Annotated in this window: 5 protein-coding genes; 2 read left to right on the top strand and 3 right to left on the bottom strand. The window is 50.9% G+C overall.

Annotation, left to right across the window (positions count from 1 at the left end):
- The first annotated feature begins 179 nt into the window (after nt 1-179).
- Both PLU01S_RS22705 and PLU01S_RS22710 read left to right on the top strand, forming a co-directional pair.
- Nucleotides 180-3,530: an STY4851/ECs_5259 family protein gene (locus PLU01S_RS22705; RefSeq protein WP_074830128.1), complete on the top strand. Its 3,351-nt coding sequence runs from the start codon at nt 180-182 to the stop codon at nt 3,528-3,530.
- Nucleotides 3,523-9,870, top strand: a complete 6,348-nt coding sequence (locus PLU01S_RS22710) for a DEAD/DEAH box helicase (protein ID WP_074830126.1) — start codon at nt 3,523-3,525, stop codon at nt 9,868-9,870. The genes PLU01S_RS22705 and PLU01S_RS22710 overlap by 8 nt, the downstream gene beginning before the upstream one ends.
- A gap of 1,166 nt (nt 9,871-11,036) precedes the next feature.
- Here PLU01S_RS22710 and PLU01S_RS22715 read toward each other — a convergent pair.
- The 3 genes from PLU01S_RS22715 to PLU01S_RS22725 all read right to left on the bottom strand — a co-directional run bounded on the left by PLU01S_RS22715 (nt 11,037) and on the right by PLU01S_RS22725 (nt 13,571).
- Nucleotides 11,037-11,975 carry an ankyrin repeat domain-containing protein gene (locus PLU01S_RS22715; protein WP_083398004.1) on the bottom strand — a complete coding sequence of 313 codons (939 nt, stop codon included), beginning with the start codon at nt 11,973-11,975 and terminating at the stop codon, nt 11,037-11,039.
- A 177-nt stretch (nt 11,976-12,152) separates the two neighbouring features.
- The gene (locus tag PLU01S_RS22720) at nt 12,153-12,830 is read right to left on the bottom strand and encodes a hypothetical protein (RefSeq protein WP_010799256.1); all 678 of its coding nucleotides are present in this window, start codon (nt 12,828-12,830) and stop codon (nt 12,153-12,155) included.
- Between the two features lie 42 nt (nt 12,831-12,872).
- Nucleotides 12,873-13,571, bottom strand: coding sequence for a hypothetical protein (locus PLU01S_RS22725; protein WP_010799257.1), 699 nt, complete (start codon nt 13,569-13,571; stop codon nt 12,873-12,875).
- Nucleotides 13,572-13,710: the final 139 nt, after the last annotated feature.

The following is a 13,710-nucleotide window of genomic DNA, read 5'->3' on the forward strand; positions in this document are numbered from 1 at the left end:
TTGTAAGGAAGCCCAGGCATGTTGGATAACAAACGATTAGGCTCAAGCCCTGACACCGTTCACTGGTAACTCAACTTTAGTACTTACGTGCCGCTAACTCCAATTACCGGCCTACCGCCATTATGACCTGTAGCCTGGTCCGCCAGGTTCCAAGACGTCCAAGATTAGAGGGATCTGATTTGTTAAAGTCCAGTGGATCTTCCGCTTTCAAATGTGCTGTCTGGCTCAATTCCTTTCTGCAACGCCGTGGTCTACAGACCGCTGATGGGCGTGGCCTCTATGAGTATCACTGCAGCTACGCCGAGTACCTTGACCTTAAACAGGTATTAAAGGCGGCCGCGGGCTCTAATGGGAGCGTTAGGGATCTGGCTGCATGCGCCTGTCTTGTGCTCTTTGGCTCTGAGTGGTATCGCCGTGAATACCAGAGCAGTTGCGGCTGGAGCTGGGAGCCTATCTGGAATGCTCTAGCGTTTAAGTTGTCTGCAGCGGAGTTACGCACGGCCATTCCCAAAGGACTAGAAGGCTACTGGAAGCGGCCTATCCATTCGTTTATAGAGTCTGAGCGCCGAGATTTTCTAGGCTCCTTGTTTAGCGAAGGCGGGCTCCCATTCCAGGTGTTGCGAGAGGAGGGCAGCCGCTTCCAAGTCCTCTTTGATCGAATTCTAAAGCATTACGATCAGTGCCATTTGATGGGCTGTACTACTCTGCAACAGGCGCGGCAGCACCTTGAGAAAACCACGCTACCCCAAGCATTCTCTTCGCCTACGTCTGTAGAACTGATTGCTCATATGACCGATCAGCTTGTTGCGCTGGTACGTGACTATACGCTAATCCAGACCAGTGAGCCGGTTGCGCGGTTGGATGCCATGAATCCGAAGTGGCGAGAGCTGTTTCCACTGCCGCTCGACAACCAGACCGGAAATGAACTGCTAAACGGGCTTTTGAAAACCGCAACGGAAGAAGGCAAAAAACAGCGTAAACCGGCTAATGGCTGGGCTTGCCGACACTTCTGGGACGAAGGCCTGCCGGATGTTTTAAAGGTGCAACTCTCAATGCCTGCCGAGGTGGCGTTTCGACTAGAGGTGCCTGCGTCTACCACACGGTTTGAGCTCGAGATCTTTGAGGGCGAAAAAGCCATTGCCTCAATAGGTCCTGGCTATGCCACCGTCGATAATGGTTTGGCTCGTATAAGGCTTCGTCAGCGGGAGGTCATAGCGCGCCGGCAGGACTGTATTGCCCAACTGCACCTGGTGGCGCTGGCGGGTGGATTGGTGATGGCAAGTCTGCCTATTGAGGCAAGCTCAGTCGCGCTAGGAGATGCACCATTGGGGTTTGAGCAGGGGGATGGGCGCTGGCAGCTCTGCGGCCAGGCCTCTTTTACAACTGCCAAGGCTGACCTCATGTTAGTGATGCCCCTGGGGGCGTCCATTAGCGTAGCCGAGGGCACCGGTGAAGCCATAATAGCCGAAGCCTCAGCCATCTGTGGGCTGCCAACAGTAAGAGCCCAAGGGCGAGCCCAGCTGCAGGTCCAATGTGAGGATTTCTATCGCATACGTCTTGGTCATACCGCAGGTTCTGGTCTGGATCTTGAGCTAACCGGGTCCCTGCTGTACTGGCCTACAAGGCCTGCTTTAAGCTTTATTGGCCTGCCAAGAGTACGTTGGCCCGCAGGCTCGGGCGAGCAGCAACAGCAGGGAAGCGAGCTATACATTGCGGGAAAAAAACCAGGCAGCGGTATATTGCAAGATATGCTTGGCGCCCATTATGTGTCGGTCCGCAATCACGCCGGTGACACCTTGCTGCGTCGCAAAGCGGGTATTCTACCGGCCGATTTTCGCCTTGAATTACGAAGCGGTGAAGCCCCTGGGCAGGGCAGCGTCTTGATCTATACGCAGCAAAACTGCTTGTTTCAAATAGACGATGCCTCTGTGCAGGTCAAGAAACTCAAGCACAGTGATCATACTGAACTCAAACTGTCAGCCGGTGCCTTTCCACCTGTAAAGGTGCGGTTGCTGGTCACACCTAGCCTGCTGGCAGATCCCGTGGAGATCGAGCTGCCATTTCCTAATGCAGGTTTTCTCGCTATAGGCGCCTCTGGCAAACCCTTGAAGCGTAACTTCTGCATTGAGGAGCTACTGGGCGCCCGATTGTATTTGTTTGGTCGGGGCGGAGTACCTACGCGCTACGGCTTGGAACTAGCGCTTAAAGGTAACACTGCACGAAATGCCCGTTATACCTGGTCCTATACCGCGTCTGATAAGCCGCTTGAGATAAGTTTGTTCAACCTCAAAGAGCAAATTATCGATCTTTTGTCGCTGCACTCAGGGATCGACCAAGCCGTTGAACTCAGGATTTTTGGTAGTGGTTATGATGAGTGCTTTCGCATACGCAACTATTCAACCGATATGCGCTTGGATCGGGAGCGCCAGGTGGTGTACTCCTCAACCCTAAATGACAGTGGTGCGGCGCTGCCTGAACCTGAATTGATGCTGTTACATGATCCGTTTCGCAGCTCAGTTTCCTTGCGCTCACGCACCAGTGAAGGCGTGCCCACGGGCGAATTTGAGCTGCCTGCGCTCATTGAGCGCGATGGACCCTGGCTGATGGTGCCAAAGGCGGGTTCATCAGTAGCCTTTCGTCCCTTGTTTATCGCAGGAGGGTGGGAGCCCGTATCCGCTTTCGACGACGTCCAAAGCCTGCAAAAAGCGGTGCTCACGTTCGACCATACCGCTGTGGTCAGCTCGTTTACTCCTGTGCTAAACGCCATGGCCATTAATCCAATGCACAGCGGTTGGCAGTTTTTGCGCGCGCTGTATGAGGGCTATGGTTATCTGCCTCTGGCGACCTTTGAAGTCTGGAAGGCGCTCGTGTCCAACACGCGAGCTCTTGCCATGGCCCTGTTCAAGTTTGAAATGAACACGGTTTTTTTAGGACGCCTTGAGGCGGAATTCCCTTTGTTATGGGAGTGTTTGCCGGTAAGGGACATTAAACAAGCCGCTAGCCGCTTTGCCGACGTGCTTGCTGAAAGAGGGGTTGATCCAAACGCAGTGAATAACTTGATGGACAACCTGCTCTCGCGGCTTGAGCAAATCTATCCCACGTATGGAAAAAATGTGCAGGGTTATCTGCTCAATCGCCCGGTCGGGCAAGACATTCAGATCCCTCCAGCCCTTTTTAGAAACATCGTAGTCGGCTGGTACCAAGAGCTTATCCGTGAGCGAAGTGAAGCCGAGTGGCCTAGCTTTGGTGGCCAGCCACTGGAGCGTTGGCATAACACGCAAGCGGACTCGGTACTCGCGTTTACGCCTGAAATGGACTTTCGTAAGGCCGTTGTCTACCTGCCAATCTTTGCCGCTGCAGTTGCCAGTGGTAGAGCTCGATTTGATGAGGTATTTGCGGATCATGCCGAGGCGATCTTTTTTCTGCGCCAGATCCGCGATTTTGACTCGAATTGGTTCAACTCGCTTTATCAATATTGCTTGCTGAACAATGTTATGAACCCGGATAAGGCGGTGCTGGTAAATGAGTAAGTATTTTTCCACGCTAGTAGACCAGGCGCTTTCACGTACGACCGAATCTACCCTAAGCATCTTAAGTATTACTCATCCGGGGCTGCGCCAGCACCTGACGGGTCTTATGCGTGCGGAGTGCGGAACAGAGGGCTCGTTTCTAGCACCGCCCTTGTTTGAACAAACCTTTGGTTGGGAGGAGTCAGCGCTGTCCATGACAGAGCTTGCCACCCACGAAAAGCTGCTCAGTCCAGAAATCGTCGCCTCGTTAGATGGCAAGGCTAACGGCCGCTATCGCTTTGGGGCTGATTGGAAACCCTTTACCCACCAGCTGGCGAGCTGGAGGGCGTTACTAGACAAGAAACGATCAGTTGTGGTGACCAGCGGTACCGGTTCAGGTAAGACTGAATGCTTTATGGTTCCGGTATTAGATGATCTCTACCGGGAGTATCATAGGGGCGGTAAAAAGCCCCTCGTAGGCGTGCGGGCATTGTTTCTCTATCCCCTCAACGCCTTGATCAACTCTCAGCGTGAGCGTTTATACGCGTGGACGCAAAGCTTTGGCTCAGGTATTCGCTACTGTCTTTACAACGGAAATACCGAAGAGCTAAGGGCAAAAGTGCGTAGCGAGCAAGCGCTAAAGCCCAATGAGATCCTGTCTCGCGAATTGATGCGAGAAGAGCCAGCTCCCATTTTGGTAACCAACGGTACAATGCTTGAGTACATGATGGTGCGTCAGGTCGATGCGCCGATTGTACGAATTTCCAAAGCACAAAAATCGCTGCGCTGGATCGTTTTGGACGAGGCTCACACCTATGTAGGCTCACAGGCGGCCGAGTTGGCCTTGCAACTCAGGCGAGTGATGACCGCTTTTGGGGTTACACCTCAAGAGGTTCGATTTGTTGCAACCTCAGCCACCATTGCGGGCGCCGAGGCAGCGGAGCAGCTCAAGCAATTCTTGTCTGATCTCTCGGGGGTGCCGGTCACGCAGATTGATGTCTTAGGCGGCCAGCGCATCGTTCCTACCCTTGCCCCCTGCCAGCAGACGCCTGTCTCGCTTGAGGTGCTGGAGGCGATGTCTGAAGCAGACGGAGCTGACTCTGACATCCATACTAAACGCTATGAGGCGCTTGTGCACTCGCCACAGGCTCGCACGCTACGCGATCTGTTGGTAAACACCGGTAAACCGCTAAAGCTAACTGAAATAACCCACCAAATGAACCAGCGCACCGACGGGTCGCTGACCCAGGGTGATGTGTTGCGTTGGCTGGATCTGTGTTCAGGTACCCGGCCGTCCGCTAAAGATATCGCTTTTCTTAAGCTTCGTGCACACTTCTTTCAGCGTACTACTCATGGGCTCTGGGCGTGCTTTGACAAATACTGCTCAGCCAAACGGGAAACGACACTAACGGAAAACTGGCCTTTTGGTTTTGTTTACGTAAGCCAGCGGCAGATCTGTACCTGTGGAAGTCCGGTGTTTGAACTGGCTTTTTGTAACGACTGCAATGAGCCTCATCTCCTAGCCCGGGACAAGAGCGGCAAACTCATCCAGTGGGAGAGCTCCGGTGGCGATGAGTTCTCGCTACAAGCTGAAATACCTGGAGAAGAGGACGCCTCTTCAAACGATAGCGCTTCGCTTCCTATCAAAACTCCTCTAGTTATTGCGTCAGCCGACAACGCAGGAGACGCTTACGTCAGCGCTGACTTTGACAAGATGACAGGGGTAGCCTCTGGCATTTCCCCTACGCTTGTGCGCTTGGCGGTTAATAACACTGAGGCGCAGTGCAGTAATCATCACTGTCGATTCAGTGGCTATGCGGAGAGCTTTCCCTTTCGCCGCGCCATGTTAGGCGGACCGTTCTATGTAGCCAACGCCGTACCTACGGTTCTTGAGTACTGCCAGGATTATCAGGACGATGAGTCCGCATCCGACTACGGTCCGCAATCGCTGCCGGGGCGGGGGCGAAGGCTCATTACGTTTACCGATAGCCGCCAGGGCACAGCACGCATGGCCGTGCGGATGCAGCAAGAGGCTGAACGCAGTCGATTGCGCGGTCTGGTAGTAGAAATTCTAAGCTGGAACCAGCGCAGCCAAGGTAATAATCAATTGATTGGCGCCAGTATGAGCGCTGAGCAACGCGAAAAGCTTGAAAAAATTATAGCGATAGAAAAAAACACCTTAGCCGGCTACCGTGATATTGGCATGTCTGCTCAGTTTATTACCGACGCTGAAGCAAAGATAGCAGCGCTAGAAGGTCAGCTGTCTGTCTCTAGCGGCAAAAAAGCTAACCCTACCTTGGTCTCCCTACCATGGCCTGATCTGGCGAACGAACTTAAACAAAAGGCAGATCTTAAGGGCTCAATGCTGCTCTATAACCAGTATCAAAAGCCTGAAATTTTCAAAGAAACCGATGGCCCTTACAAGCTGGCTGAAATGCTGCTGTTTCGCGAGTTTATGCGCCGTCCTAAGCGGCAGAATAGCCTAGAAACACAAGGGCTTGTAAAGGTCGGCTATGTGGGCCTGGATAAAATCCACGAAACGCCTACTTATTGGGAAGAAAAAGGGCTAACCCTCAAGGACTGGCTGGACTTCTTAAAGGTTGCGCTGGATTTCTACGTGCGCGAGAACAGCTTTATCCAGATTGATGAGGGCTGGCTCCAGTGGATTGGCAGTAGGTTTTCAGCCAAAACCTTACGTAATCCAGAGTCAAAAGAGTCCGACGAGATCCGGGTTAAGCGTTGGCCGCAGATTCGAGGCGGCAATTACTCGCAGCGGCTAATCAAGCTGTTGCTGATGGGCGCCGATCTAAACCCTAGGAATCCCTCTGATGTTGATAGAGTTAACAGCTGGTTAAAGGCCGCTTGGAAGCAGCTGACCAAACCCGGCGCTACGCTAAAGTCTGACGAAAACCGCTATTACCTTCCTAGGGAACATATAGAGTTCTCCTTAGTGCACAAGGCGTTTATCTGTCCCATTACTAATAAGTTGCTAGATACTACGTTTAAGGGATTTACGCCCTATCTACCCACGCATCTCAACTTTGATCGGATCAGCAATGAGCAGCGTGAGAGCTTTGTCGCTCAACCCGTCGAATTACCAAGCGTCTGGGAATTCGATCGCTCCCAAGAGGATTATCTACCTGGTCTAGCCTTGATCCGAGAGCAGGTAAGAAAAAATGCTCAAGTAAAAGAGCTGCGGTCAAGAAACCTCTGGACGGACATCAACGACAGAGCGGTAGAAGGAGGGTTCTATTACCGGACTGCTGAGCACTCTGCGCAGCAGTCGTCTGAGCGGCTTGGCTCCTATGAAGGCATGTTCAAGAAAGGGCAAATTAACGTATTAAACTGCTCTACCACCATGGAGATGGGAGTAGATATCGGCGGTATCTCAGCTGTTGTGATGAATAACGTTCCGCCGCATCCTGCCAACTACTTACAGCGCGCCGGCCGTGCGGGACGAAGCAAAGAATCTCGAGCACTCGCCTACACCCTGTGCAAACATAATCCTCATGACCAGCAAGTGTTTGCCAACCCCAGTTGGCCGTTTGAGACCAAGATACCGGCACCGGCAGTGGCTTTGAACTCTGAGCGGCTCGTGCAACGCCATGTGAATTCGCTTCTTCTGGCCGATTTCTTGTGTAACGTGGTCGGCTCCACTCAGACAGAGAAAACCAATCTTAATACCCAGTGGTTTTATAGTGATGAGAGCGGACAGTCGCTATGTGCCCGTTTTTTAGAGCGGCTGGCGTCGGTCAATTTAGAGATAGACGAGGCACTCAAGCGCCTGGTAGCGGGAACGGCGCTGGCAGGTCTTCCTGCTGGGAAGTTGCGTCGGCAATCAATAAAACAATTAAACCGATTGCAAGACCGATGGCTGGATAGCTATCGCTACCTACTCGCTGAAGAAAAACAGGCGAAAGCTCATAGTCCATACCTCAAGCGCATTCAGATCGAAAAGTCCCGTCACTGTAACGAGTATCTCCTACGTGATCTCTCCGCTCGAACGTTTTTACCCGGCTATGGCTTTCCTACAGATGTTGTCAATTTTGATAACTTTACAATCGAAGACTACCTTCGTGACAGGAATGCTGAAAGTCAGCTAAAGCGCGACCGCGAAGATAATGTGTCGCGCTATAAAGGGCTTCCCTCTCGAAATCTTTCCATTGCCATTCGTGAATATGCACCCGGTGCCGAGATTGTGTTGGATGGTCGTGTGTTCAAATCTGCTGGCGTCTCCCTGCACTGGCATAATGTGAATGCAAATACTAATGAAGCACAAAAAATGGACATTGCCTGGCGCTGCGATGTCTGCGGTGAGTTAGGGTATGAAGAAGGCCTGGTTAAGACGGGTGCGTTAACCTGCACGAACAATGACTGTCAGGCCATTATTAAGCCTGAAAATCGTCTAAGCGTTCTTCAGCCCTCGGGGTTTGTCACAGATGCCTATCAGACTGCCTCTAACAATATCCAGCACCAGAAGTTTATTCCTGTCGAGACGGCCTGGGTGTTTGTTAACGCAGAGAAAAAGCCTCTACCCAATCCCAGGGTAGGCCTTATGGCTTACGGTACAAGCGGTCAGGTCTTTCACCATAGTGCTGGAGAGCACGGCGAAGGCTTCGCGCTTTGTATGAGCTGCGGACGTGCTGAGTCCATGCTACCGGAGGGCATATTCCCGCAGGGCTTGTCACCTGAAGGCACTCATTATCCGCCTAGACCCACAAAAGAAGATAAAGACCAGAACAACAAACGCTTGGCCTGCCAGGGCAGCGGTAGCCTCATGTCTAACGTAACGTTGGGCGCAACGGCGTTTACTGACGTGTTTGAGCTTACCTTGCACCACCCCTTGCGTGGTGAATACCTAGTAGATACCGAACAGGGGCGGACCATTGCGATGACGCTGGCTGTTGCCTTGCGCCTCTCGCTTGCCTCAATCCTAGGTGTGTCAGCCTCCGAGCTTGGTTATGCGACGCGCCCGACCAAGCTTGCAAATGGGCAGTCTGTCCGCGTCGTGCAGCTGTACGACATAATTAGCGGAGGGGCAGGCTTTGCAACCAGCGCGGCCCGCCATGTCGAGGAAGTGTTGAGAGGCATGGTTGAAAAGCTTGCCTGTGCTCACTGTGAATCAGGGTGCAGCGAATGCCTCCTCGACTCTCAAACACGGCATGATCATGACAAGCTGGATCGACAGCTTGCGCTTGAGTGGCTGGGCGGCGACTTTGTCCACCATGTTGGCTTGGCAGACGAAGATAAGCTTTCGTTTACCGATGGTCGCTATGAGCCTGGCAGCCTTGAGGAGGCTTTGAGGCGGCTTATCAATGAGGGGGCCAAGAAACTCGTCTTGTTTACCTCCTCGGAGACAGCCGAATGGGACCTGGCTGCGCCGCAATTTCGTAAGGCACTGGTCAATTACGTATCTTTAGACGATGTAGAGGTCGTGCTTGTAATTCCGGAGGGCGACCTTGAGCCAGAAATCCGCCAGGATTTGCAGCGCTTAGCTGCTCTTGGCATAAAACTATGCTCTGCCAATGCTAAGCCAAACAGTGTAATCGCTGCCCAAGTGGTGCTTCCTAATGGCATTACTACACTAGGTACAGCTAGTACGACGGCAACTGTGCCTGGCAGCCGCTGGCATCAGAATGACCAGTTGGTGGTCCGCTCCCATTTGCAGCCGGCTATTAACCTGACGGCTGTTACCGTTCCTGCCACTATAGACGTCGTGTCTCAAGCAAATAATATTGCAGACATCCAGATACATGATGAACTCAACGGCCCATTTGTTGAGTTTGGCAAGCGGTTCTGGAGTCATCTATGCAAGGGAAATGAGCAACTAAGTAGCCGTGTTGATACAGGCATAATCTCGCGGCTCACGTATACAGATCGATATATTCAAAATCCGGCAGCAGTAGTGATCTTAGGCGCGTTACTTAACTACTTTAAAGGTCGCGTTTCTCCTTCTGCCGACATATGTATCAACACCTTGTTCAAGAGTGCTAAATCGCCAGGCCGTAGAATCTTTGATGATTGGGCCAATCAGGACGATTTTGAAGGATTCGCTCAGCAGTGGCTTTCAGTAATGACTGGACGCGAAGTATTGCTTGAAGTAGCAGTATCGAACCGGGACATCGCGCATCACCGTACCCTTTTAATCGAATTCGATGACGGGAAGGTGGTTAAGGTAAGGCTTGATCAGGGGGTAGGGTATTGGCAGCTACGCTTGCAATCTCAATCCAATCTTTGGCTTGACTTCAATCTAGATGCTCAAGACCAGGTCCATAAGGTGGCGCAGGCTATAGACAGTGCCCAGATTCAATGCGCGGAGCACAAGTGGTCAACGGATGTGTTGATAGAGCTTAAGGGCTAAGGGGCAAGCGCTGGAGCAGATTTGTTTACCGTGTAGACTTTTTAAGTACTTAACGTGCTATATGAAGTCATTGCGACCTTTAGATACGGTAGATAAATCTGCGCCCGCTGACTTGAGACGGTTTAGCCCAACAAAAAAGCCATTATGAAATGGCTCAATGAGGAAACCATGTTTGCGGTCAAGCCAAACGGTTAATCCAGCGCTCTAGGCTTCGTCATCTCTAGGGCCGTGTGGCATTATGAGATTAGTGCTGCAAATTAACTTTTCATGCAAAGTCTAGGGTTCGTCCAGAGGTCGTGTTTGTTAGCTTAATGCCAATGTGGCAAACGCAGGCAGGCATGACGAGGCGTTTTGAGCTTTCAGGCCATAGTTTAGCCCTGATCGAGGATATTGTTTCTCCTTTTCAAATCCTGGGCCTTTCTCGTCGCAATAACAGACAAATGCTTAATGGCATGTTCTGGACTCTTTGCTCCGGAGCCGAGTGGCCGGGTCTGAGTGATCGCTGCGGCTCTTGGATACACTCCATCAGCGCTCTTCTCCTTAGTAGGAGGACGATACGTTCGAGCCTGTATTGGTTCGTCTGCATCTGCAGATCGGCCATCCTGGTTTATCAAACTGAATACCTAGAGGGTGGCCTTTACCACTGTTCGAGCCAAACGTGCGGTTATAGATGTGGAAATAGGGCCCTGGACAAGCGTAAGGATTATAGCCTGGGAAGTAGCCATAGAGACTTGAGCTCCAAGATGCACCTATTTTGTGATAGCACGGTTATCCGCTGGTTCTTATGCTTTGTATGACGCGGTTGCTGCTGGCTCGCTCCTAATTACGCAGCAAACCCTGCGGTGTGGGTTTGCCGATAACGCTATGCGGCCGGGTATTCGTTGTACTCCCTTCGCCAGACAGGGGTGTGGCTTTTAGCTGTCTATAGCGAGAAAGACCCAGCCAAGGTCGTCTGTATGTATTCGAGCAAAAGGCTGGAGTTTGGGCTGGTGACTATTCTGGGACGGATCAACATTGTCATGACGCAAGCCATTGATCCTACTATGAGACGCCCAGTCTCCTAGACGAGTACAATGGGCTATCGGCGGCGGCGTCTATAGGCGTATCCCATTTAGACCCAAGGTGATTAAAATACTGTCAATAGCATATAAGGCTGAATTATTGGCCTATTTGGTTTCCCAAGACTTTTGAAGCCACTTTGCTCTCTGCTGCATTAGGGGAATAAATTCTTTAAGCCAAAATTGGCTAGATACCATTCCACTACTCATTCCGCCGCGGGAAAATCTTTTTATAAAGATTGGTTCTGATGAGTCTAATACCTCGCCTGTTAAAGCTGAGAATGTGCTAGAAATAATTCGAGCGAGGACTTCAGGCTGGTCAGGGATAGGTACGTGACATAAGAACTCCCGCATTTCTAGCCAAAGGAAAAGATCGCCTCTCAAACCCCAATGCGAAGGCGCAGGATAAAAGATATCTGATATGACAGCCCAATTCTTTTCAATTGGAATGGTATATGATCGAGATGCCTTTTCATGTAATAGCTTGAAGAACTCACCGCTCCAAAAGCTTTGTGTAGAATGCATATTATAAGATCTATCAGGGCCACAATTAATAGGCCTATCTGAAGATAGGTCAACCCCCGTGACTGCTTTGAAGGCAGCTGCTACTCTTTCCTTAAAAGCAGTTTCTGCTTCGGCATCCGAATTCCATCCTAGACATTCAATAAGCCTGTCGCATATGACTTGGTTTCCATCATAGGCTGAGAAAAGATCTGGTGATTCAGTAACTGCTTTTCGTATCAGCTGGGCTAAAGTCCTTTTTTGAGCCGTTAACAAATACTGTAGATCTTGTCTTTCCCTGTGCTTTTCCTTTGCTATCTCTTGTGCGGTTTGACTCTTATTCATGGTTCTTATTCTCGGATCTGCGCCGAGAGAAAGCAATTGCCCAATGATAGATAAATCAGCGCCATGCCAGGCAGCTTGATGTAATACGGTATATCCCTTGTTTTCTGTGGCGCAGTTTATCAAATGAGGGTGTTCTTTTAATATGGGAAGCAAGAGAGCCCAGTTGCCTTGGAATGCTAACGCTAATAGTTTGTCTTTCATAAACTCTCTTGTAGTATAGTTTTGTGGTTTTGTTTACGTTAAATGGGTGGTTATTCATTAAAGGCTTTATTTAAAGCCGCATAAAGTGCGAATTAATGAGCAGCAAGAAAATGCTGCTGCGGGCCCGGGATAAGGAGGCTCGGTGTATATCGAGCCCCATTCAAACCTGATGGTCGCCTAGATGGGTGTCCGGCTTGACCCGACCTCCCTATGGTTCACCTCGAAATGCCCCGGCTCCCCTAACACTTCCGTGTAATGGACAATCCCATCAAGCGCCCCAGGTAAGGCCTCCGAGGTAGACCCGCCAAGTAACAGTGAGCGGACCGGCTCAACAATTCTATGCTTTATGTCGTCGAGGCTACTGATCTTGACCAAGTTTAGGCTGTACGCCCAGGGGGTATATTTTGGTGCGCCTGCAGGCCATTTAAAAAGCGTGTTGTTTTCAAGTATGACTGGGCTTGCCTCATCGACGTGAATCGGAAACCCAGCCAGGGTCTCGGTAAAATCTATGGGATCTGGCCAAAGCCCTATGTGGATTATAGGGCTTTGATTACCTCGCGCTGCTATTCCATCGCCACCAAGGCTTATCTGGAAGAAAAGATACGCACCTATTTTTTGCTGGCGGCCAACCTTGAGCGGTAAGGAAAAGGCGGTTGCTGTATAAACCCAGCCCGAATCATCAGTCATATCTTTTTGTTGCCATCCCTGTTCAGAGACAAATAACCTTTTGATCTCCGGTTTATTCATCAGGGCGCTTAGTTCTGATTTCATCAGCGCAGCAAGATGTTCAATTTCAGTACCTACTCGTGAAACCAATTGAACCGCTTCGAGTACAGCGCGGCCTACATCAGACATAACACCTCCCGGTAACCGTCATTGTGAGTGCTCAAAGCGTATCTACTGCGTAATCAGTACATCCATTGATTCTTGCCAGAAGACCTGCTCGCCGGTATGCAGGTACTGGGGAATCGGGATACCGCGAAATCCTTTAAAGGGTCGAATATTCAATGCATCTAAAAACTGGAGAACCTCTGCGATCCACTTATGCAGCTGCCCTGGCCCCGATCGATTAATCTGATGCAGGATACTAGAGATATCGAGCCATGAGCGAAGCAACAATCTACCTGCCCAGACATTGTCCAAGGTAAGTGCAGTTTGTCCTGAGCTTACCTCAGGCGCAATGAATAGGTGATACGCATAGGGGCGCTCATAGGGCTCAAGGAACTCCAACCATTGCCGGTGGAGTTGTCGCTCTCCGCTTAAGCCCGCATTCCATTTGAATTCTACTAAAATAAGCCGTGACTCACCTGAGGCCCATTTGAGCTCAACCAATAGGTCAGGTTCAACATGGTTACGAGGCCAGAAACGCATCTCTGCCTTTAACAAATCGCCGTCTGGCCAGGGTAAATCGCCACAGTCAGCGCCAATCACTGTTGCCCAAAATAATTCAATCGCCTGATCAGGCAAAAAGGCGAGAGGCCCCATAATTAACGCCGTTATTTCATCCTCTTCACATACACGCCTCTGACTAGGTTCACGGTGCCCGAGGTAGCATTTGTAATGCTCTGTCTTACGTCTAGTAATTGCATGTAGCATAGAGCTGACTCCCTAAGCCTGATTACTAAGTTTTAGCTTAGAAACGAGGCTGCAGCTATACGTTAATGGGGGCAAGCTCAAACAGGCGGACTTCATTCGATTGCTGCCCGGTAGACTCTTAACTAAGCTCTAAGCCGCT

The organism is Pseudomonas luteola NBRC 103146 (genome assembly GCF_002091675.1).
GTDB lineage: Bacteria > Pseudomonadota > Gammaproteobacteria > Pseudomonadales > Pseudomonadaceae > Chryseomonas > Chryseomonas luteola.

Excerpts from the sequence above, each read along its gene's own strand:
- PLU01S_RS22710 (WP_074830126.1), top strand. The coding sequence starts at position 3,523 with ATGAGTAAGTATTTTTCCACGCTAGTAGACCAGGCGCTTTCACGTACG.
- PLU01S_RS22715 (WP_083398004.1), bottom strand. The coding sequence starts at position 11,975 with ATGAAAGACAAACTATTAGCGTTAGCATTCCAAGGCAACTGGGCTCTC.
- PLU01S_RS22720 (WP_010799256.1), bottom strand. The coding sequence starts at position 12,830 with ATGTCTGATGTAGGCCGCGCTGTACTCGAAGCGGTTCAATTGGTTTCA.
- PLU01S_RS22725 (WP_010799257.1), bottom strand. The coding sequence starts at position 13,571 with ATGCTACATGCAATTACTAGACGTAAGACAGAGCATTACAAATGCTAC.